The organism is Saliphagus sp. LR7 (genome assembly GCF_003344565.1).
Taxonomy (GTDB): Archaea; Halobacteriota; Halobacteria; order Halobacteriales; family Natrialbaceae; genus Saliphagus; species Saliphagus infecundisoli.
Genome location: NZ_QPND01000001.1, coordinates 29,024 through 50,133, shown reverse-complemented (window position 1 = coordinate 50,133; position 21,110 = coordinate 29,024). Strand labels below are relative to the sequence as shown.

Annotated in this window: 18 protein-coding genes; 6 read left to right on the top strand and 12 right to left on the bottom strand. The window is 69.1% G+C overall.

The features are described from left to right. Window positions 1–96 precede the first annotated feature (96 nt). Both DVH23_RS00200 and DVH23_RS00195 read left to right on the top strand, forming a co-directional pair. A complete protein-coding gene (locus DVH23_RS00200) occupies window positions 97–2,148 on the top strand; it encodes an AMP-binding protein (protein WP_114575421.1) in 2,052 nt (683 codons plus the stop codon). Between the two features lie 165 nt (window positions 2,149–2,313). After that, complete coding sequence (locus DVH23_RS00195) at window positions 2,314–3,864, top strand: MATE family efflux transporter (RefSeq protein WP_114575420.1); 1,551 nt, start codon at window positions 2,314–2,316, stop codon at window positions 3,862–3,864. Here DVH23_RS00195 and DVH23_RS00190 read toward each other — a convergent pair. The 9 genes from DVH23_RS00190 to DVH23_RS00150 all read right to left on the bottom strand — a co-directional run bounded on the left by DVH23_RS00190 (window position 3,830) and on the right by DVH23_RS00150 (window position 13,895). Continuing rightward, entirely contained in the window at window positions 3,830–4,579 is a 750-nt protein-coding gene (locus DVH23_RS00190; protein WP_114575419.1) for a hypothetical protein, read from the bottom strand. The two genes, DVH23_RS00195 and DVH23_RS00190, sit on opposite strands and share 35 nt — an antisense overlap. Window positions 4,580–4,629: 50 nt before the next feature. Further along, complete coding sequence (locus tag DVH23_RS00185) at window positions 4,630–5,220, bottom strand: DJ-1/PfpI family protein (RefSeq protein WP_114575418.1); 591 nt, start codon at window positions 5,218–5,220, stop codon at window positions 4,630–4,632. Between the two features lie 57 nt (window positions 5,221–5,277). Continuing rightward, the gene (gene dnaJ / locus DVH23_RS00180; RefSeq protein ID WP_114575417.1) at window positions 5,278–6,447 is read right to left on the bottom strand and encodes a molecular chaperone DnaJ; all 1,170 of its coding nucleotides are present in this window, start codon (window positions 6,445–6,447) and stop codon (window positions 5,278–5,280) included. A gap of 61 nt (window positions 6,448–6,508) precedes the next feature. Further along, the gene (locus DVH23_RS00175) at window positions 6,509–7,594 is read right to left on the bottom strand and encodes an alanine racemase (RefSeq protein WP_114575416.1); all 1,086 of its coding nucleotides are present in this window, start codon (window positions 7,592–7,594) and stop codon (window positions 6,509–6,511) included. A 4-nt stretch (window positions 7,595–7,598) separates the two neighbouring features. Then, entirely contained in the window at window positions 7,599–8,813 is a 1,215-nt protein-coding gene (locus tag DVH23_RS00170; RefSeq protein ID WP_114575415.1) for a M20 family metallopeptidase, read from the bottom strand. A gap of 5 nt (window positions 8,814–8,818) precedes the next feature. Further along, entirely contained in the window at window positions 8,819–10,237 is a 1,419-nt protein-coding gene (locus DVH23_RS00165; RefSeq protein WP_114575414.1) for an APC family permease, read from the bottom strand. 59 nt (window positions 10,238–10,296) lie between these two features. Beyond that, window positions 10,297–11,034, bottom strand: coding sequence for a helix-turn-helix domain-containing protein (locus DVH23_RS00160; protein WP_232833677.1), 738 nt, complete (start codon window positions 11,032–11,034; stop codon window positions 10,297–10,299). A gap of 119 nt (window positions 11,035–11,153) precedes the next feature. Continuing rightward, window positions 11,154–13,106, bottom strand: a complete 1,953-nt coding sequence (gene dnaK / locus DVH23_RS00155) for a molecular chaperone DnaK (RefSeq protein ID WP_114575413.1) — start codon at window positions 13,104–13,106, stop codon at window positions 11,154–11,156. A 108-nt stretch (window positions 13,107–13,214) separates the two neighbouring features. Beyond that, a complete protein-coding gene (locus DVH23_RS00150) occupies window positions 13,215–13,895 on the bottom strand; it encodes a nucleotide exchange factor GrpE (RefSeq protein ID WP_114575412.1) in 681 nt (226 codons plus the stop codon). Window positions 13,896–14,009: 114 nt separating this feature from the next. Between DVH23_RS00150 and DVH23_RS00145 the strand changes: the two genes are divergently transcribed. Both DVH23_RS00145 and DVH23_RS00140 read left to right on the top strand, forming a co-directional pair. After that, window positions 14,010–15,389 (top strand): DEAD/DEAH box helicase family protein, encoded by a 1,380-nt coding sequence (locus tag DVH23_RS00145; RefSeq protein WP_232833676.1) that lies wholly within the window; start codon window positions 14,010–14,012, stop codon window positions 15,387–15,389. A gap of 124 nt (window positions 15,390–15,513) precedes the next feature. Further along, window positions 15,514–16,887, top strand: coding sequence for a hypothetical protein (locus DVH23_RS00140; protein ID WP_114575410.1), 1,374 nt, complete (start codon window positions 15,514–15,516; stop codon window positions 16,885–16,887). An 18-nt stretch (window positions 16,888–16,905) separates the two neighbouring features. Here DVH23_RS00140 and DVH23_RS00135 read toward each other — a convergent pair whose 3' ends face one another. Continuing rightward, window positions 16,906–17,133: a hypothetical protein gene (locus tag DVH23_RS00135; RefSeq protein WP_114575409.1), complete on the bottom strand. Its 228-nt coding sequence runs from the start codon at window positions 17,131–17,133 to the stop codon at window positions 16,906–16,908. Window positions 17,134–17,241: 108 nt separating this feature from the next. Here DVH23_RS00135 and DVH23_RS00130 point away from each other — a divergent pair, with 108 nt between their 5' ends. Together DVH23_RS00130 and DVH23_RS00125 are read left to right on the top strand one after the other, a co-directional pair. After that, a complete protein-coding gene (locus tag DVH23_RS00130) occupies window positions 17,242–18,744 on the top strand; it encodes a DUF790 family protein (RefSeq protein WP_114575408.1) in 1,503 nt (500 codons plus the stop codon). 73 nt (window positions 18,745–18,817) lie between these two features. Next, window positions 18,818–19,657, top strand: a complete 840-nt coding sequence (locus DVH23_RS00125; RefSeq protein ID WP_114575407.1) for an alpha/beta fold hydrolase — start codon at window positions 18,818–18,820, stop codon at window positions 19,655–19,657. Here the strand turns inward: DVH23_RS00125 and DVH23_RS00120 are convergent. Together DVH23_RS00120 and DVH23_RS00115 are read right to left on the bottom strand one after the other, a co-directional pair. Further along, a complete protein-coding gene (locus tag DVH23_RS00120) occupies window positions 19,654–20,157 on the bottom strand; it encodes a hypothetical protein (RefSeq protein ID WP_114575406.1) in 504 nt (167 codons plus the stop codon). The two genes, DVH23_RS00125 and DVH23_RS00120, sit on opposite strands and share 4 nt — an antisense overlap. After that, window positions 20,154–21,068 (bottom strand): RsmB/NOP family class I SAM-dependent RNA methyltransferase, encoded by a 915-nt coding sequence (locus DVH23_RS00115; protein ID WP_114575871.1) that lies wholly within the window; start codon window positions 21,066–21,068, stop codon window positions 20,154–20,156. The genes DVH23_RS00120 and DVH23_RS00115 overlap by 4 nt, the downstream gene beginning before the upstream one ends. Window positions 21,069–21,110: the final 42 nt, after the last annotated feature.

Sequence of the window (21,110 nt, the reverse complement as noted above, 5' to 3'; positions counted from 1 at the left end):
AGAACCTCGCCGCCAAAAGCGTTTGTGGGCCGGCGCGAGGCGTGGAATTTATCGGGGCAAGCTACTTCCCCCGAGGTGAGAATTCGTGATATACGGATGCCAGACGACACCGCCGACATCGTCCACCGGCCCTCCCGGGAGTTCGCCGAGTCGACGAACGTCGCCGCGTTCATGGAGACCTACGGGATCGACGACTACGACGACCTGATCGAGCGGACCTGCGCGGTCGATGCGGAGGGCGAGGCCGGAATCGACTGGTTCTGGGACGAACTCGTCGAGTATCTGGGCATCGAGTTCTACGAGGAGTACGACGCCGTCCGGGACGACAGCGGGGCGCGACGCGCCCCGGAGGACGCGAACGGCGACGCCGTGAGCCGCGGGGGCCCACAGTTCACCGACTGGTACCCCGGCGGAAAGCTCAACGTCGCCCACAACACCGTCGATCGCTACGCCGAGGTCGGAAACCCGGCGAGAAACCGGGTCGCGACGATCTGGGAGGGTGAGGACGGCGCGGTCCGGGAAACGACCTACCACGAACTCCACCGCGAGGCGAACCGGGTGGCGAACGCCTTAGAGGAACGCGGGATCGAGACGGGCGACACCGTCGGACTCTACATGCCGATGGTGCCGGAGGTCGTCTCGATCCTCTATGGCTGTCTGAAGGTCGGTGCGATCGCGGTACCGATCTTCTCGGGCTTCGGCGTCGATGCCACGGCGACCCGGATCGCCGACGCGGAGTGCTCGGTCCTTTTTACGGGCGACGGCTTCTACCGCCGGGGCGATCCGGTCTATCTGAAGGGCGCGGCCGACGGCGCGATCAAGCAGGCGGGCCACGTCGAGCACACGATCGTCTTCGACAGGCTCGGATCCAAAGACGACGATCGAGACCAGATCCCCTGGACCGACGAACGCGACGAGTGGTGGGCGGAGGCCGTCGGCGCCGCCGCCGACGCTTACGACACCAAATCGCTCCCCTCCGACCAGGAGTCGATGTTGCTCTACTCCTCGGGGACGACGGGTACACCGAAGGGAATCGTTCACACCCACGCCGGGGTCGGGACCCAGTGTCCCAAGGAACTCCACTTCGGCTTCGATCTCAAGCCCGCCGATCGCTTCTTCTGGGTCTCGGATATCGGCTGGATGATGGGGCCCTGGACACTGATCGGGGTCCACAGCTTCGGCGGGACGGTGTTCATGTACGAGGGCGCGCCCGACCACCCCGGGCCCGACCGGTTCTGGGAGATGATCGACCGCCACGGGATCACCCAGTTCGGGATCTCGCCGACGGCGGTCCGCGCGCTCCGCAAACACGGCACCGAACCCCTGGAGGGCCACGATCTCTCCTCGCTGCGGATCCTGGGTTCGACGGGCGAACCCTGGGACGCAGAAAGCTGGCAGTGGTTCTACGAACACGTCGGGGGAAGCGAGGCGCCGATCATCAACATCTCCGGGGGGACCGAGATCTGTGGCTGTTTCCTGATGCCGATGCCGAACCAGCCGCTGAAGCCCTGCACGCTCGGCGGGCCCGGGCTGGGGATGGCGACCGACGTCGTCGACTCCGCAGGCGAGAGCGTGGCCGACGAGGGCGAGCGGGGCTTTCTCGTCGCTCGGGACTCCTGTCCCTCGATGACCAAATCCCTGTGGTCGGGCGACGAGCGCTATATAGAGGAGTACTGGTCTACGTTCGAGGACCCGCCGCTGTGGGACCACGGCGACTGGGCCCAGGTCGATTCGGACGGGTTCTGGTTCCTCCACGGTCGGGCCGACGACGCGCTCAACGTCGCCGGCCGCAAGGTCGGTCCCGCCGAAGTCGAGGGCGCACTGATCGACCACCCCGCGGTGAATCAGGCCGCCGCCGTCGGCGTCCCCGACGAGACGACGGGGACCGCCGTCGTCGCCTACGTCATCACCGAGGCGGGAGTCGAAGAAAGCGACGACCTCCGGGAGGAACTACGCGCACAGGTCGCCGGTGCGCTCGGCAAACCGTTCCGGCCCCGCGAGGTCCTGTTCGTCACGGAGTTCCCCAAGACCCAGAGCGGCAAGATCGTCCGCCGGGCGATCGGGGCGACCTACACCGGCTCCGACCCCGGCGACATGAGCAGCATCGAGAACCCCGAGTCCCTGGACGACCTCCGGGAGGCACGCTGACCGGGCGGTCGGTGCCGGAACCGAAACCCCTACCCGCGAACTCGTCGTCCGGACGACAATGGTCCAGACGCTCCGAGAGGACCGCCGCGAGCGGACGACGACGCCGGCAGTCGCTCGCGGTCGCCAGGCCGCCCCCTGGGGTGCGACCGGACCGGAGGGACGTTCGTGAGCCGTCCCGGGAGCGACCGGTCGGTAAACGTCATCGACGGCGGTCTCGTTCGGCCGCTGGTCGTCCTCTCGGTTCCGATCGTGCTGACGAACCTGCTCCACGTCGGCTACAACCTCGCGGACACGTTCTGGGTCGGCCGGCTCGGCCAGGAAGGGGTCTCGGCGCTCTCCTACGCCTGGGCGATCGTCTTCCTGATCATCAGCTTCGCGATCGGCTTTACCGTCGCGGGCACCGTCCTCGTCGCCCAGAACAAGGGTGCCGGCAACGTCGATCGCGTCGCCGGCGTTGCGGGGCAGACGGTCACCTTCACCCTGCTCGCCGCCGGAGTCGTCGGCGGCGTCGGCTACCTGTTCGCGCCCCAACTGCTCCAGCTGATCGGCGCCGATCCGGGTTCTCTGGAATACCGCTACGCCCTCGAGTACGTCCGGATGGAGTTCCTGGGGATGCCCTTCGTCTTCGCGTTCTTCATTTTCCAGTCGCTGCTCCAGGGCTGGGGCGACACCCGCACGCCGCTCTATCTGATGGCCGCGAGCGTCGGGATCAACGTCGTCATCGACCCCTTCTTCATCCTCGGCTTCGAGAACAACCCGGTCTTCGCTTGGGTCGGCGCGGAGAGCCTCGAAGCCGCCCTCTTCGCGACGACCGGCTTCGACGGCCTCGACGTGATGGGTGCGGCGATCGCGACCATCATCTCGCGGGCGCTGATCGCCGCGGTCGGCCTCTGGCTTCTGCTCTCCGGGCGCGTCGGGATCGAGCTTCGACCCTCCGACTTCCTGCTCGAGCGCGAGACGGTGAAAAAGATCGTTTCGATCGGTGCGCCCGCGAGCGTCGAGGTCAGCACGAAGGCCGCGAGCGTCACCGTCCTGACGGCGCTCGTCGCCCTCGTCGGCGCGGAGGCCGTCGCGGCCTACGGGATCGGGACCCGAGTGACCTCGATGGTCGTCCTTCCTGCCCTGGGACTGGCCCGTGGCGTCGAGACCGTCGTCGGTCAGAACCTCGGGGCCGGTCAGGTCGAGCGGGCCAAACGCGGCGTCTACACCGGGGTCGCGATCATCGCGGGCTCGCTCGCGCTCTTCTCGGCGTTCGTCTACACCTTCTCGACGCCGATCATCGCGGTCTTCGTCACCGGCAGCGGCGCCGACGTCGTGACCGCGATCGGCGCCGACTACCTCCGGATCGTCAGCCTCTCCTATGTCTTTTTGGGGGTCTTCTACATCGTCCAGGGAGGGTTCCGGGGCAGCGGAAGCACCCGCGTCGCGATGGCGTTCGCGATCGTCGGCTTCATCGTCTTCCGGGCGACGTTCGCCTACGCGCTCGCCGAACCCTTGGAATTGGGCGCCACCGGCATCTGGTACGGCGAGGCGATCTCCAACGTCTGCATGGTCGTCCTCGCCGGCGCCTACTTCCTCCGGGGGACCTGGACCGAGGGCGTCGTCGATGCCGACCGCGGGCCCGGCGGTCCCGACGCGGGTTCCGACCTCGAACCCGCAAGCGGTGCGGGCGGCGCCGGACCTACCGACAGTACGGATTCCCTCGAGAACCGCTGAGCCACGAGTCGAGTTCGATTCTCGAGAGCGAAACCCGATCCGGCCCATCCTCGTCGTCTCCACCACCGATCGCGACGTCGGCCTCGCCGTCGAGGACGACCGTTCCCCCCGCCACGAGCGGCGCGAGAACGCCTGCCGCGAACGCGCGGGGATCGGTGAACCCGCCGGCCGGGCGGACCCGCGTCCCCTCTCCGAACTCGTGTTCGGCGGCGACCGCGTGGGCCGTCTCGAACAGGTCGCGGTGGCTGTAGGTCGCCCCGCCGTCGGCCACCATGGGGGTGTCGGGGTCGAGATCGACGGGGGGAAACGAGGGGTTCTCGCTCCAGAGGCCGGCCTCGAGGTCGTGGACCGCGGGGTCGTCGGCCTCGCCGCCGTAACCGACCCGCTGGGCGCCCCGTGGAAGGTCGTACTCCTCGAGAGTGGCGACGGGCGCGACCAGGGCCCGGACCTCCTCGCCGAGTTTTTCCGGAGGGGCGAACCGCACGGTGCTCGAGAGCAGCGCGGTCCCGAACCCCGCGAGCAGGGCGATGGGGCCGTCGCCGACGACGCCGACGCTCACTCCCTCGCGGACGCCGGAGTGCCGGAGGAAGTTCCCCGCCTTCCACGTCGAGGTGAACAGCCAGTCGTAGTCGTAGGTCCGGCCCTCGCGATCGACGAGCGCGGGCGCCTCGCTCCGGCGCTCGCGGACGAACAGCTCTCCGGCCGTCTCGGTCATGGAGGGAGCTTCCGACGCGGCGAGCAAAAGGCCGCCGGTCGAACGGGAGGTCAGTCGGCCGCGACCGGCGCCTCGGATTCGAGGTCGGTTCCGAGCACCTCGAGGAACGAGGCGAGCCAGGCGGGGTGGTCGGGCCAGGCCTGGCCGGTCACCAGGTTACCGTCGCGGGTGACCTCGTCGCGCCACTCGCCGCCGGCGCCGACGACGTCGGCCTCGAGAGCGGGGTAGGCCGTACACGCCCGGCCGTCGATGACGTCCGCGGCCGCGAGGATCTGGGCGCCGTGACAGAGCGCCGCGACCGGCTTGTCCGCCTCGAAGAAGTGCCGGACGATCTCGAGTACCTCGTCGTAGGTCCGCAGGTACTCGGGCGCCCGTCCGCCGGGGACCACGAGCGCGTCGTAGTCGGCGGGGTCGACCGCCTCGAAGTCGTGGTTCAACTCGAAGTTATGGCCGGGCTTTTCGGTGTAGGTCTGGTCGCCCTCGAAGTCGTGTATCGCCGTCGGGCAGACGTCGCCCGCGGCCTTCTCGGGACAGACCGCGTGGACCTCGTGGCCAACCATCTGGAGGGCCTGGAACGGCACCATGATCTCGTAGTCCTCGACGAAGTCACCCGCGAGCAGCAGGATACGCTTGGCAGTCATGAGTTTGTAAACACCCACCACGGAAGACGGGGCGAGCGATAATAAAGGGGACGGGGGTCAGAAGGACCGCTTGATCTTCTCGAAGAAGCCCTCGTTGACGTCGATCTCCTCGCCGCCGGCCTCGGCGAAGTTCTCGAGAGCCTCGCGCTGTTCGGCGTTCATCGAGTCGGGGGTGACGATCTGGACCTGGACGTAGAGGTCGCCCTCGCCCCGGCGCTGGAGGCGGGGCATCCCCTTGCCCTGTAACCGGAAGGTCTCGCCGCTCTGGGTCGCCTCGGGGATCTCGAACTCGACGTCGCCCTCGAGGGTGGGGACCTGGACCGTGTCGCCGAAGGTCGCCTGCGGGAAGGAGACGGGCATCCGGTAGCGTAGGTCGTCGCCCTCGCGCTCGAACTCGTCGTGTTCGCGGACCGAGACGTCGATCAGGAGATCCCCACGAGGACCGCCCTCGGGGCTCGGCGCGCCCTCGCGGTCCATCCTGAGAGTCTGGCCGTCGCGGATCCCCTCGGGGACCTCGACCGAAAGGGTCGCCTCGCCCTGGACGTAGCCCTCGCCGCGACACTCCCCGCAGGTCTCGCTGTAGAGGCTTCCCTCGCCGTCACACCGGGGACAGGCCGTCGTCTGCTGGACCCGACCCAGGGGCGTCTGCTGGACCTGCGTGACTTGGCCCTGGCCCTGACACTCCGGGCAGGTCTGGACGTCGGCACTGGGGGGGTGGCCGCTCCCGCCACAGTCGGGACACTCCTCGGGCCGAGCGATGGAGAACTCCTTTTCGGCCCCCGCGTACGCCTCCTCGAGGTCGATCTCGAGGCCGGTCCGGAGGTCCTGGCCCTTCTGGGGGCGGCTTCGCCCCCGTCCGCGCCCGCCACCGCCGCCGAAGACCTGCTCGAAGATGTCCCCGAGGCCGCCGCCCATCCCGCCGGCGCCACCGCCCATCCCGCCGAAGGGGTCCCCGCCCATCCCGCCACCGCCGGCGCCGCCGGCGTCGTAGCCGTGTTTCTCGGCCTGCTGGTAGCGGTCGTGGCCCATCCGGTCGTAGGCCTCCCGCTTCTCGTCGTCGGTCAGGACCTGTTTGGCCTTCTGGATCTTCTTGAACTTCTCCTCTGCGTCGGGGTCGTCGCTGACGTCGGGATGGTACTCCGTGGCCTTCTCCCGGTAGGCCTGCTTGATCTCGTCGGCGGAGGCGTTCGACCCCACGCCGAGCACATCGTAGAAGTCCTCGCTCATTAGTTGTCCACCGATAATCCGTTGAGCCACTTGAAACGCCCGCTCGACGCCCGGCGGCCCGTTATCCGACCGCAACCGCGACGGACGGCGCGGCCGCGGCACGCGCGAGCGCGGCGTATCCCGGCCGGAAGGCGAGCGTATCGCCGACCTCGACCGATCCCGCGTCGGCGACGTCCACCACCGTGTGATCGCTGCTCGCCCCGATCACCTCGACGCCCTCCCGGAGCGGGGTAAGCTCTCCGATCGCACAGTCCAGGCGCCCAAGCGCGAGGATCGCCCGCCGTCGAACCCCGCGGTCCGCGAACGCGGGCTCCTGACCGAACGCGTCACGGCTCCGCTCTCCCTCCGGGAGGGAGGGCTTTCGCTTGCACTCGATGACCTCCGCGACCAGTTCGATCGCATCGGTCTCGAGCCCCGGAATCGCCTCGCCGGTGACCGGATCGGTCCCGAGCAGGATCCCCTCGCCGACTCGAAGCTGTGTCACCTGCCCGGGCAGGTCGCCCTCGAAAGCAAGCCCGAGCGCGTTCGTGCTCCCGCCAGAGACGACCGCCAGGCGCCGGCCGAGGCGCTCCTCCGCTCGCTCGACGAGTTCGACCAGTCGCCCGACGTTCTCCCGCGTCGGGACGACGCCACCGAACGAGCCGACGTGGGTCGCCAGCCCCGAGACCTCGACCCCCGGGAGGTCGATTGCGGCCTCGAGAAGTTCGTCGAACTCCTCGGGCAGAACGCCCTCCCGGCGGTCGCCGACGTCGATCGCCACCAGTACCCGGTGGACGACCTCCCTGTCGGTCGAAATCGCCGAGACCGCTCTCAGGGTCGCGGCCTCGGACTCCATCGACCACGTCGCGTTCTCGACGACCGCCGAGCACTCGGTGCCCATCGGCGCCCGGAGCAAGAGGAGGTCACACTGGAGGGCCTCGCGGAGCCCCACGACATTCGCTACCCGGGAGTCGGCGATCCCGGCGGCGCCGCCGGCCAGCATCGCACGCGCGACCCGGGGATCGCCACAGACCCCCTTCGTCACGCCGACGACGTCGGGATCGACCCGATCGACGATCCGTGCGGCGTTTCGCTCGATGGCTCCCGAATCGATTCCCAGGACTGGGAACTCCGCCTCTCCGCTTCCCTCGAGGGCCACGGGAGCCACGGCCTCACCCCAGGTACGACCGCGCGGCTTCGACGATGATCTCGGCGACCTCGATCACGTCGTCGGTGTAGACGAACTCGCCGGTGCCGTGGATGTTCTCGCCGTCGGGGCCGAGGATCACGGTCGGAAGCTCCGCGCGGTGGCCGAAGTAGTTGAAGTCGCCGACGCTCGAGAAGTAGCCGATCGCCGGCTCGACACCCGCGACGGATTCGGTCGCCGAGGCGAGCGACGCCACGAGGGGATGGTCCTCGTCGGTGACGTACGGTCCGTAGCGCATGTCCTCTTCGGGGGCCTCCCGGAAGCCGACATCGACCTCGCAGTCGAGTTCGAGACCCTCGACGACTCGCTCTGCGTCGGCCAGCACGCTCTCCGCGTCCTCGCCGACGACGACGTGGCGATCGACCATCAGCCGACACCGATCGGGGACCGAGAGCGTCTGGCTTCCGCCCTCGATCGAGAGCGGGCAAACCGAGCCGTCGCCGAGTTGCGGATGGGTTCCGACGTCCATTCCCGCGAGCGCCTCGGCCAGCCGGCCGGCGTCCACGACGGCGTTCTTCCCCTTCTCGGGCTGGGAGCCGTGGGCCGCGTGGCCCCGAACGACCAGATCGTAGAGGAATCGCCCGCGGGCGCCGAGGATCAGCGCGGGGTTCTCGATCTCGGACTGGGCGAGGATCGGTCCCGGCTCGGTAACGATCGCCGCGTCGTAGGCGTCGGTGAGCCCCTCCCGGATCATCCGGTCGGCGCCCAGTCCGTAGGGACCTTCCTCGTCGACGACCGCCGAGAGGACGACGTCGCCCCGGAGGTCGGCATCCGCGAGTTCCCGGACGGCGACCATGATCGCCGCGAGCCCGCCTTTCATGTCGCAGGCGCCCTGGCCGTACAGCTTTCCGTCCTCGACCCGGCCCGAGAGCGGGTCCTCCTCCCAGCCCTCGACCAGTTGCACGGTGTCGACGTGGGCGTTCAACAGGAGCGTCGGCGCCTCGGGGTCGCTCCCCTCGAGTCTCGCCAGGACGTTTCGCCCCTCGAAGCCGGTGATCTCGGGCTCGCTCACCTCCTGATACTCGGGTTCGAGCCCCGCCTCCTCGAGCCAGTCGTGGACGAACTCGACGATCTCCTCCTCCTCGAAGTAGGGGCTTCGAATCCGGACGAGTTCTTGGAGTAGCTCGATCGTCTCGTCGTGGTCGATCGCCGTCGTCGGGGAATGTGATGGGTCGGACATGGCTCTCAGTCGTCTGCGACGTCGTCGGCGATCGGGTCGTCGGCGATCCGCGGGCTGTACTCGTCGGTCGGAACTCCCGGAAGGGTGTCGAGGATGGCGTCGACGTCGGTCTCGGCACGCTGGCCCAGATACCAGTAGATCCCGAAGACGACGAGCCCGATCGCGAGCCAGGGGACGTAGATCGTCATCGACCCCTGGTAGGCCTGCGAGAGCAAGAGAAGACAGCCCCCGAGGCCGAGCACGCCGGGGACGAAGATCCACGCGCCGGGGTCGAACGCGGCCTTCTCGCGCAGGGTCGGCCGGTTGAGATAGAGGTAGATCGCAGTAAAGGAGGTCCCGGCGTAGGCGATCAGGTAGCTGAACGTCGCGATGGCGATCACCTGATCGAGCCCGCCGGTCCAGAAGGTGAGTCCCGAGGAGACCGCAAACAGGGTGAACAGCGACCAGTGGGGCGTCCGCCAGCGCTCGTTGACCTCCGAGAAGCGCGTCGAGAACACCTCGTCCCACGCCCAGCAGTACGGAAGCTTGATCCCCGCGGCCATTACGGCGTGGACGCTCGAGGCGGTCGCGAGCAACCCGCCGAAGCCGACGACGGCGGTCGCGTTCAGCGGGAGGAACGTCTCGGCGGCCGTCGACAGCGGCCGGTCGGAGTTCGCGAGGACGGTGTAGTCGCCGACGACGCCGTAGATGACCGCCGCGGTCCACATGTAGAGGACGATGAGGATCAGCGTCCCGCCGGCCATCGCCAAGGGCAGGTTCCGCGAGGGGTTCTTGACCTCCGCGCCGATCTCGCCCGCGACGGCGATCCCGATGTAGGCGTAGAAAAGCGGGACGGCGGCCGCGAGCGCGCCGTCGAACCCGCCCGTAAAGAAGGGAGTGTAGTTGCCGGCCTCGACGGTAAAGGTTCCGGGGACCACGAGCACGAGGATCGAGACCATCAGGAGGATGAAGATGGCGTTCTGTGAGATGCTGTACCGGCGGGCGCCGAGCATGTTGACGACGAAGAGGACGGTGATCAGCGCGACCCCCGCAAAGCGGGCGTCGACGGCCGGATAGAACACCTGGAGGTAGCTGCCGAAGCCGAGTGCGAGCACGGAGACCGCCGCCATGTATCCCAGCCATAGCGACCAGGTCGCGACGAACCCCGCCAGCCGGTTGCGAAACACCCGGGTGATGTAGGAGTACGTCGAGCCCGCGGCCGGAAAGATCGTCGCGAGCCAGCTGTAGTTGATCGCGACCGCCATCGCGATGATCCCCGACAGCGCGATGATCAGGATCACGCTCGGGCCGGTCGTCGAACTCGCCGTCCCGAGCGTGACGAACAGGCCGGCGCCGAGCGTGCCGGCGACGACCGTCGCGATCGCCCCGAACGGCCCGATGTCCCGTGCGAGACTCCGGTCGGACTTCGTATCCGTTCCAGACATGGGTGGAGGTAACATAACGCATGGGAATGATTAACTCCCCACCCTAGGTACACAGGGGGTCAGCGATCGTGCTCGGGGGAGTCGGGATCGAGAAGCTTGGATTCGGCCTTCCGGAGGTGCTCGAGCAGGGTCGCCTCGGCGATTCCCAGTTCGTCGGCGAGGTCGGCGGCGGCCACCGCCCGGGGCCACCGGTAGTAGTGGCGCCGTCGGGCGAGTTCGAACACCTCCCGCTGACGCTCGGAAAGCCGGTCGGTCCGGAACATTCCAGCCGTGACGCCACCGTGAAGGGTGGTCATCGACTCGACTCCGATCTCGGCGTCCTTCTCCGTGCGGACCTCCTCGAGACGCGCCTCGATCGTCGCGCGGTCCTCGTGGATGACGACGGTCCAGTGTTCGCGCCCGCCGGTGATCCGGACCGGCTCGTCGGGGATGAACCCCCGGGAAACGAGCGCGTCGTTGATGCTGTCGGCGAGGGCGTACTGGACGACCAGCCCCGTGGTGACGGTCTCGGTGCCGGGCGTCTCGACGCCGGTGGCGTACTGGTGGTCGACCTCCCGGACCGAGTCGGTCCGGGAGGAGGCCCGGATGGCCTCGACCAGCGTCTCCAACTCCGCGACCGACCGCCCGTAGGCCGTAAACCGGCAGGTCGCCTTCCCGTCGATCGCATGGACGCCGTGGCCGAGCAATCCGCCGGGCAGCCGTTCGGTGATTTCGAGGGTAAAGCAGTCGGGATGCCAGAGGTCGAGCTGGAGCCGCGATCCCTCGATCCGGTCGCCGGTTCGACCCTCGCGTGCCACGATACCGTATCACGTACGGGGGCGACCGTCAAAAGCGTCCCGCACGGCCCCGGCAGCCACTGCTCGGTGGGGGCAGAGAACTTCACGGGAGGCCTGCGTCCTCCGAGGACGTCGAAGAGCTACTCGTCTTCGTCCTCGCTCTCGTCGTCCTCGACGTCCTCGAAGTCGGCATCGACGTACTCCTCGCCCTCGGCGCTTGCGCCCGCTCCGGCAGCGCCGCCCGGACCGGCCGCACCGCCGGGGCCGCCAGCACCGCCCGGACCCGCGCCCGCCGCGCCGCCGGCGGCACCCGCGCCAGCCCCACCGGCGCCGGCCGCACCTTCGGCGCCCGCGGCGTCCTGGTACATCTGCTTGCCGATCTCCTGGAGCTCCGTCGAGAGCTCCTCGGTCGCCTCCTCGATCTCCTCCGTCGAGGCGTCCTCGTCCTCGACGACCTCCTCCAGGTCCTCGATACCCGCTTCGATCTCCTCGCGGAGCTCGTCGTCTACCTCCTCGTTTTCCTCGAGGAGGGTGCGGGCGCGCTGGGCCGTCGCCTCCGCGGAGTTTCGCGCCTCGATGCGTTCGCGGCGCTTCTCGTCTTCCTCTGCGTGTTCCTCGGCTTCCTCCTGGAGCCGGTCGATCTCGTCGTCGGAAAGGCCGGCGCCGCCCTCGATCGTGATCTCCTCGCTCTCGCCGGTGCCCTGGTCTTCGGCGGAGACGTTGACGATCCCGTTCTCGTCGATGTTAAAGGAGACCTCGATCTGGGGCGTGCCCGCCGGCGCGGGGGGGATCCCCGAGAGCATGAATTCGCCGAGCAGTTCGTTCTCCTCGGCGATCTCGCGTTCGCCCTGGAACACCCGGACCTGCACCGACGTCTGGTTGTCCGCCGCGGTGGTGAACACCTTCGACTCTTCGGTCGGAATCGTCGTGTTCTTCTCGATCAGGCGCTCGAAGAGGCCGCCCTTGACCTCGATACCGAGCGAGAGGGGCGTGACGTCGAGCAGGACGATGTCGTCGACGTCGCCGCCGAGGACGCCGCCCTGGATCGCCGCGCCCAGCGCGACGGCCTCGTCGGGGTTGACGTTCTTCTGGGGCTCCTCGCCGACGATCTCCTCGACTTTCTCCTCGACCTGGGGCATCCGGGTCGAGCCGCCGACGAGGAGGACCTCGTCGATGTCGTCGGCGTCGTAGCCCGCGTCCTCGAGGGCCTGCTCGGTCGGGCCGACGGTGCGCTCGATCAGGTCGGCGGTCAGCGACTCGAACTTCGCGCGGGTCAGCGACTTCTCCAAGTGGACCGGGCCCTGGTCGGTCGCGGTGATGAACGGGAGGTTGATCTCCGTCTCCTTTCGGCTCGAGAGTTCGATCTTGGCCTCCTCGGCGGCGTCCTTGAGCCGCTGGAGGGCCTGGCGGTCCTCCCGGAGGTCGAAGCCGTGATCGGACTCGAACTCGTCGGCGAGCCAGTCGATGATCGCGCGGTCCCAGTCGTCGCCGCCGAGGTCGTTGTCCCCGTTCGTCGCGACGACCTCGTAGACGCCGCCACCCAGATCGAGCACCGAGACGTCGAACGTCCCGCCACCGAGGTCGTAGACGAGGACGGTCTGGTCGGAGTCGTCGTCGAGACCGTAGGCCATCGACGCTGCGGTCGGCTCGTTGATGATCCGCTCGACCTCGAAGCCGGCGATCTCGCCGGCGTCCTTCGTCGCCTGGCGCTGGCGGTCTGAGAAGTAGGCGGGGACGGTGATGACGGCCTTCTCGACGTCGTCGCCGAGGTACTCCTCTGCGTCGCGCTTGACCTTCCCGAGGATCATCGCCGAGACCTCCTCGGGGGTGTACTCCTCGCCGTCTACCTCGACCGTGTAGTCGTCCTCGCCCATGTGGCGCTTGATCGAGGCCACGGTCCGCTCGGGGTTCTGGATCGCCTGGTTCTTCGCCGGCTTCCCGACGAGGCGCTCGTCGTCGGTGAAGCCGACGACGGACGGCGTCGTTCGGTCGCCCTCGGAGTTGACGATGATCTCCGGGTCGGCTCCCTCCATCACCGCAAAGGCGCTGTTGGTCGTCCCCAGGTCGATACCGAGGATCTTGGAACTCGTCATTGGGGACGCCTAGTGGGCTCGATCCTTTAAAGGCTACTACACGCGCCGAAGCGACGAGTTCAACTGGCTCGAGTCGGCCGATCCGCGACCGGAACCGATCCCAGAGGCTCAGTCGCCGCCGTCGCCGCTCCCGTCGCTGACGGTCACTTGGGCCTCTCGGATCACCTTCTCGCCCATCTCGTAGCCGGCGGCGAACACCTCGTCGACCGTCCCCTCGGGGCGGTCGCTCTCGACCCGGACCATCACCTGGTGGCGCTGTGGATCGACGTCGCTTCCGGGGTCGGGGTCGATCTCCGCTACGCCCTCGTCCTCCAGCAACCGGTCGAACTCCCTGACGGTCATCTCGACGCCCTCGCGGAGGGCCTCGACGTCGCCGCTTTCCTCCTCCAGGGCCCGCTTTAGGTCGTCTCGCACCCCGACGAGCCGCCCCACGAGGTCCTCGGTCGCGCGCTCCTCGACCTGCTCGCGGCGCTTCTCGGCGCGTTTCTTGTAGTTCTGGAAGTCCGCCTGCTTGCGCTTGAGCTTGCTTTCCAGCTCCTCGATCTCGGCCTCGCGCTCCTCTAGGCGTTCCTGGAGGGAGTCGAGTTCCTCGTCGCGCCGATCGACTCCGATGACCGCCTCGACGTCGGCCGCGAGTTCCTCGTCGTAGTCGGCGGCCCGCTCGACGAGCTCTTCGGGATCCGACTCCCGGTCGGTCCCCATGCCGGGGTCCCCGCTGGCGCCGGCGGCGTCGCGGGTCTCGTCGGACGGGGCGTCCTCGACGGCGTTCGTCCCCTCGTCGTCGCTCATATCGCCTTCAAGGCCGAGCGGCGACAAAAGGGTTGAGATACGGAGCCGTCGGCCGGAAGCCGTACCGCGAACGGGGTCGTACCACCTATATGCCAGCGCCGCCCACCTCCCGGGGTGGCGACGATCGAACTCCGGTACGACGAGGGGACGATCCGGGCAGACGGCCCCCTCGAGGACCCTCCCGACGCCCTCGAAGCCGACCCCCGCTCCGGAACCCTCCGTGCGCCCGCGTTCCGGTACGCGGAGCTCCGGGCGACCCTCGAGGAGCGGTACACAGTCGAGGACCGCGTCCTCGCGCTCGACTCCCTCCCCGAACTCGCCTCGGCCTACGAGCTCCGGGCCTACCAGCGGGAGGCCATAGAGGACTGGCTCGCGACCGATCGGTGGGCCGAAGTCGAGGAGCCACCGGTCCCCGCCGCACCCGCGGGCGTCCTCGAACTCCCCACCGGAAGCGGGAAGACCGTGATCGGGTTGAAGGCGATCGAGTCCCTCGGGACGCCCACGCTGGTGGTCGCGCCGACGATCGACCTGCTCAACCAGTGGGTCCGGGAGCTCGAACGCGAGTTCGACTGCCCGATCGGGCGCTTCGGCGGCGGCGTCCAGCGCCGCGAGCCGATCACCGTCTCGACGTACGACTCGGCCTACCTCAAGGCGGATGCGGTCGGCGACCGGTTCGGCCTCGCCGTCTTCGACGAGGTCCACCACCTCGGGGGGGAGGGATATCGAGAGATCGCCCGCCTGCTCGCGGCGCCCGCCCGACTGGGGCTGACGGCGACGTTCGAGCGTCCCGACGGCGCCCACGAGGTCGTTTCGGAGGTTCTCGGCCCGCTGGTCCACCGTATCGCGCCGGACGAACTCGCGGGCACCCACCTCGCGGCCTACGACCTGAAACGCCTCGAGGTCTCGCTTTCCCCCGAAGAACGCGAGGAATACGAACGCCACCGCGAGACCTACACCGGCTACCTCGCCCGCTCGAACATCGAGTTCCGGCAGGGCTCGGACTACCAGGAACTCGTCAAGCGCTCCGGGAACGACCCCGAAGCGCGGGAGGCCTTGCTCGCCCATCGCCGTGCCCGCGAGATCATGCTCGGGAGCGACGCCAAGATCGAGGCTCTCGAGGGAATCTTGGAAGAGCACCCCGACGAGCGCACCATCGTCTTCACCGCCCACAACGATCTCGCGTACGACGCGAGCGAGCGCTTTCTGCTCCCGGCGATCACCCACCAGACCGGAACCGAGGAACGCCGGGAGATACTCGAGCGGTTTCGGGAGGGGACGTACGACCGGGTCGTGACCTCGAACGTGCTGGACGAGGGGGTGGACGTCCCCGACGCGTCGGTCGCGGTCGTCCTCTCGGGGTCGGCGAGCGAACGCGAGTTCACCCAGCGTCTGGGACGGATCCTCCGGCCGACCGGCGACGGCTCGCGGGCGACCCTCTACGAGGTCGTGAGCGAGGACACGGACGAGGCGCGGATCGCCGACCAGCGGCAGTGAATCGCCGGCAGGCGACCCCTGGATCTGGCCCCGAGTCCGCCGCCTGCAACTCCACCCCTTTTGGGGCTCCGGGCGCTCCGTCCGGACGACAACCGCGGCGACTCCGCCGCCGACCCCACACCCGATGACCACCGAACTACCGACCGACCCCGACGGTTTCGGCGCCTTCTTCCGGCAGTACACCAGAAGCTGGATCCACGCCGTCGCGACCGCCGGGCTCACCGCGTTCGGGACGCTCACCTTCATCAACCGCTGGTTCGCGCTGGCGGCCATCTCGTCGTATCTCCTCCCGCCGGTCGTCCTCTACGCCCGCAGTCGGCGGACGGAGGGAAGCGAGAGGCCCGACGCCGAGCGGACGGACACGGACGGCGATCGATCCGGACGGGAGACGGCGAAGACGGAGCGTCCCGATCCCGACCTCGAAGCGAGCTCGACCGACGAGATGGCATCGGCTTCCTCCGGCGACGCCGCCGACGAACCCGCATCGCCGTCCGCCGCCGGCACCGACGAGCCCGAGCTGGGTTCCGCGGCTGATTCCGGCGACGGACCCGACATCGACGAGGACGAGTCCGGATCCGCAGGCGATTCGCCGGAGAAGGGGACGGAGCCCGAGCCACAGCCCGAACCGGCGGGCTGGGAGCTCACGGAGGCACCGACGGAGGCGACGCTCCGGGATGCCGCCGTCGCCGGGAGGAAGGCGTACGCAACGGGTGAGGGTGGCGTCGTCCTCGCGAGCGACGACGAGTGGTCGGCGGTTCTCGAGGACGGTCCGGGCGCGGACGGAAACGACCTCCACGGGATCGACGCGACCGACGACGGCGAGGCGGTGTGGGTCGCCGGGGAGAGCGGTGCGATCGGCCGGATCGACGCCGAAACCGGGCGTCACACCGACCACACCGCGCCGGGCGGCCGGACGGACAACCTGGCTGGGATCGCCGTCGCCGGCCCTGCGGGCGAGGAGACGATTCTGGCGATCGACGGCTCCGGGGGGGTCCTCCGGGGGCGCTACGACGGCACGGATGCGCGCTGGGAGGGTCCCGCCACGCCGGGAAGCGGCTCGAGCCTGAGCGGCATCGTACTCGAGGGCGAAACGGGCTACTGCTGTGATACGAACGACGCGATCTTCGAGACTGAGGACGGGGGCGGGAGCTTCGAGGTGATCGGGCCGGTCGGTGCCTCCGGGACGCTCGTCGCCGTCGCCATCGGGGCGGAAGGCCCGTTCGTCGGCAGCGACGACGGCGCCCTCCACCGCCGGGAGGGGAAAAACTGGACGCCCGAGCGCGTCGCCGACTCGCTCGCGGGACTGGCGTGCGACGGCGAGCGCACCGTCGTCTGTACGGGAAGCGAGGTCCTCGAGCGCGCCGATCCGGGCACTGACTGGGAGGGGGCTGACCCGATCGGGGCCGAAGGGCTCCGGGCCGTCGCGGTCGGCACTGACCGCGCGCTCGCGGTCGGCGAGAACGGGACGGTCGTCGAGCGGCTCGCGCCCTCGGAGTGAGCTCGCGAAAAACGGGCTCTACGCGTCGGAGTCGGCGTCCGTGTCGCCGGAGCTACTGGAGCTCTCGCCGCTCTCGAGACGGGGCGTGTCGCCCTCGATGGCCGACTGGGTCAGACGCTTGAAGCCCTTCTTCGCGACGACGAGGCCCGCGACGCCGCCGGCGCCAGCGAGGATCGCGCCGGGGACGCCGTACTTCTTGTAGCCGAACTTTGCCGCTTTCTTGCCGACGGTGAGTACACCGATCATACCCGGACCCAGACACCGAGGGGCGAAAGCATCGGGGCCTACCCACAAAAGCCCCTTTTCACTGCCCGGCCCGGACCGCTTTTGGCGGTGGAGTGCCGAGACCAGCCAGTGCTACGCAAGGAGCACCTCCGGGTCTCGCGCGCCGGTGGCGGCTACCACCCCCAGTTCGCCGGCCGCGAGCACCGGCCGCTGGCCGCACGGGTCATCGGCACCTACCAGGGCCACGTCGGCGAGCCCCGCGAGCGCCTGGACGAGGCCCTGGCGGACCTCGAGACCGACGCTTCGGACTTCAAGCTCGTCCGAGGGTTCTCGGCGCTGCTCGACCGCGAGGTCGTCCTCGAGACGCGAGCGCCCGTAGAGCCCCGCTCGGCCCGGACGGCCGCGTTCGAGGCCGCGGCGGACGTGGGGGTCGTGACGGGCGACGACCGGACGGAGGCCCTCACTAGGGCGGGCGAGTCGCTCGGGGCCGCCCCCGACGAGGTCGCGGAGTCGCTGTACGCCGATCTGGACGAACGGCAGACCCTCGCCTCGGTCGAGGTTCCGTGGGGTCCAGACGAGTTGATCGACCGCTACAACCTCTCGCTGGCCCAGACCGCGCTGTTCGACGCGACCGAGATGCGGGTGCGCTCGGCGGAGCCGGCGACGCTCGTCTCGGCGGTCAAACGCCTCCGACTGATGTACGAGGTCCACAAAACGGACGAGGGCCGAGAACTCGTGGTGACGGGTCCAACGCGGCTGTTCCGGGCGACGCGGCGCTACGGCACCCGCTTTGCGCGCCTGCTTCGAACCGTCGCGAAGAGCGCGGAGTGGCGCGTCGAGGCGACGATCGACGACCGCGGGACCGAACGCACGCTTTCGCTCTCCCACGAGGACCCCGTTCGGGTACCGGGGGACGAGCCGATCGCCGAGGTGAGCTTCGACAGCGGCGTCGAGGCCGACTTTGCCGCCCGCTTCTCGAACCTAGATCTCGACTGGGAACTCCTGCGGGAGCCCGAACCGCTGGCGACGGGTACTCGGGTGATGATCCCCGACTTCGCGTTCGACTATCGCCACGCCGACTTCCGGATCTACTTCGAGATCATGGGGTTCTGGACCCCCGAGTACATCGCAAAGAAGCTCTCCCAACTCGAGAGCGTCGAGGACGTCGATCTGCTCGTCGCCGTGGACGAATCCCTGGGCGTCGGCGAGGAGATCGCCGCCCGCGACCACCGCGCGATTCCCTACACCGGCGGCGTTCGACTCAAGGACGTCACGGGCGTCCTCCGGGAGTACGAGACCGATCTGGTCGCAGAGAGCGCCGCCGCGCTTCCCGACGAACTCGTCCCGGAGGAGGACGCGATTCCCCTCTCGTCGGTCGCCGACCGCCACGGGGTGGGCGAAGACGCCCTCGAGGCCGTCGAGTTCCCCGAGCACGAACGGGTCGGGCGAACGCTGGTCCGGCCGGCCGTCCTCGCGGATCTGGAGGGCGAGATCGAGGCAGGGATGGCGCTCTCGGCGGTCGAGGCGGCGCTGGCGGATCGCGGCCTCTCGGACGCGAGCGCCGTCCTCGCCGAGTTGGGCTACCGGGTCGAGTGGGAAGGGCTGGACGGTGGGACTGTCAGGGAGAAATGAGAATCGGTGCGTCGAGACTGTCTGCTCACGCGTGGCTCACGCTTTTGACCGCGAGCGTCCTCGGATAGGGGGAATGCTCGCTTCGCCCGCGGTGGAATCCGGATCGTTCGGCGAGAACCCGTATCTCCGGGTCGGCGACGGGCCGGGGACGCTCCTGGTCGTTCCCGGGCTCGACGACGCGCTGTTCGATGGAAGCTACGGTCGGGTCAAGAGGCGGGCGACCGCGTGGGCCCTCCGGCGCTTCGCCGAGGAGTACACGGTCTACGTCGTCAGCCGCCCGCGCGGGCTCGATCCCGACGCCTCGATCGAGGGGATGGCCCGAGAGTACGTCCGGGTGCTCGAGGAACGGCTCGGTCCCGCGCCCGTCATGGGCATCTCGATGGGCGGACTGATCGCCCAGGAGATCGCCCGCGAGCGGCCCGACCTCGTCGACCGGCTCGTGCTCGGGGTCTCGGGCTGTCGGCTCGCTCCCGGGAGCCGGGAGATCGGCCGGCGGCTCCGGTGGTATGCGCTGGAGGAGGACTGGATCGAGCTCCGGGCGACCCTGTTCGAGGAGATGTATACGGGTCGGCGTCGGCGGCTCTACCCCGCGCTCGCCCGGAGCGTCGGGAAGCTTCGACCGCCCGAGCCCGCCGATCCGGGCGACGTCGTCGCCTCGATCGACGCCACCCTCGCCTACGACGGCTGCGATCGTCTGGGGGAGATCGAGCCCCGGACGCTCGTCATCGGCGGCGACGAGGACCCTTTCTTCCCCGAGTCGATCCTCAGAGAGACCCACGAGGACCTTCCCGACGCCCAGCTCGCGCTCTTTCGGGGCGGGCGCCACGGCGCCCTCCTCGAGCGAAGCGAGGGGTTCGACGGCTGGACGCTCGACTTCCTGGCCGGCGAGACGGCGCGGATCGATCAGGTCTAAAGGTCGCGCTGGCGGCCCTTGGGCACCATCGACCGCAGCTCGCCGTGGACGTAGAGACCGACGCCGATCGGCTCGCGACGCCCGACGAGATCGTGGGCCGCGATCAGGTATCCCCAGTCGCCGTCCCACGCGATCTCCCCGTCCTCGCCGGCGACGAACCGTCGGGCGGCGTCGGGCTCCAGGTCGATCACACAGCGGGTTGCCTCGCTTCCGAATCGCTGGGCGAAGTCCGTCGTCGGCTTCCAGTGTTCCTGGCGCGTCCGGAGACAGGTCATCCCGATCGCCTCGACCTCGATGGGGGAGGGGGCCTCCCCTCGGTAGAGCCAGATCTTTCCGGCACCCTTCTCCCAGAACGTGTAGTCCTCGAACGTCTCCGGGGGGATTCCGAACCGGTCCTCGAAGTATTCGACGACCCCCTCGCGGCTGACGCGACCCTCGACCTCGCGGTCGGCATCGGTCTCCGGCAGTCGGTCGAAGCGATCCCCGATGTTCTCGCTCACGCGCCCACCTCCAACTTCGCGACGAAGAACCCGCCAGTATTGTTGTGGTGGGGGTAGATCCGGGCCGCGCGCTCGAGACTCGGGTCGTACTCGTCGCCCTCCCACTCCGTGACTCCGGGGGCGTACTCGAGTTCGATATCGACCTCCCGGAGCCGGCAGTCCTCCGCGGCGAGAGCCTCGTTGACGACCGCCTCGTTCTCCTCGGGCGCGAACGTACACGTCGAGTAGACGACCGTTCCGCCCTCTCTCGTTGCCTGGACCGCCCGCCGGAGGACGTCGCGCTGGATCCCCGACACCGAGTGGACGTGGTCCATCGACCATCCCTCGAGGGTGTCGGGATTCTTCCGGATCGTCCCCTCGCAGGAACAGGGGACGTCCACGAGCGCGCGGTCGAACTCGTCGAATCCGAAGGGGTTGAGCGAGTAGTTTCTGGCGTCCTGGTTGGTGACCGCGAGCGCGGTCGCCCCGAGGCGCTCGGCGTTGAATCGCAGTGCCGAGAGCCGGCCGAGGTTGTCGTCGTTGGCGATAATTGTGCCGGAGTCGTCCATCAGGGCCGCGAGCTGGGTCGCCTTTCCCCCGGGAGCCGCACAGGCGTCCCAGACCCGCTCGCCGGGTTCGGGGTCGAGAACGAGCGGCGGCACCGTCGAGACCTCCTCCTGGCCGTACGTGAGGCCGTGAAACGAGGCCAACGTCGAGCCCGGACCAGGGCCCTCCTCGGCGAGCGTGAACAGCTGTGGGTTCCACCCGCGGCGCTCGAACTCGACCCCCTCTCTCTCGAGGACCGCGGCCGCGCGCTCGACGGTGGCCTTGATCGTGTTCACGCGGACGGCACGGGGAAGCGGCCGTCGACACGCCGCGAGGAAGGCCTCGAAGTCGTCGACGATCGGCCGGTAGCGCTCGAGCGGGTCCAGTGGGGGCTCCATCGGGCGGAGTTCGGCGGGCGGGCGTTTGGG

Bases quoted from the DNA above. Each gene is read 5' to 3' on its own strand.
- DVH23_RS00200 (WP_114575421.1), top strand. From the start codon at position 97: ATGCCAGACGACACCGCCGACATCGTCCACCGGCCCTCCCGGGAGTTC.
- DVH23_RS00190 (WP_114575419.1), bottom strand. From the start codon at position 4,579: ATGACCGAGACGGCCGGAGAGCTGTTCGTCCGCGAGCGCCGGAGCGAG.
- DVH23_RS00185 (WP_114575418.1), bottom strand. From the start codon at position 5,220: ATGACTGCCAAGCGTATCCTGCTGCTCGCGGGTGACTTCGTCGAGGAC.
- dnaJ (WP_114575417.1), bottom strand. From the start codon at position 6,447: ATGAGCGAGGACTTCTACGATGTGCTCGGCGTGGGGTCGAACGCCTCC.
- DVH23_RS00170 (WP_114575415.1), bottom strand. From the start codon at position 8,813: ATGTCCGACCCATCACATTCCCCGACGACGGCGATCGACCACGACGAG.
- DVH23_RS00165 (WP_114575414.1), bottom strand. From the start codon at position 10,237: ATGTCTGGAACGGATACGAAGTCCGACCGGAGTCTCGCACGGGACATC.
- dnaK (WP_114575413.1), bottom strand. From the start codon at position 13,106: ATGACGAGTTCCAAGATCCTCGGTATCGACCTGGGGACGACCAACAGC.
- DVH23_RS00150 (WP_114575412.1), bottom strand. From the start codon at position 13,895: ATGAGCGACGACGAGGGGACGAACGCCGTCGAGGACGCCCCGTCCGAC.
- DVH23_RS00140 (WP_114575410.1), top strand. From the start codon at position 15,514: ATGACCACCGAACTACCGACCGACCCCGACGGTTTCGGCGCCTTCTTC.
- DVH23_RS00135 (WP_114575409.1), bottom strand. From the start codon at position 17,133: ATGATCGGTGTACTCACCGTCGGCAAGAAAGCGGCAAAGTTCGGCTAC.
- DVH23_RS00125 (WP_114575407.1), top strand. From the start codon at position 18,818: ATGCTCGCTTCGCCCGCGGTGGAATCCGGATCGTTCGGCGAGAACCCG.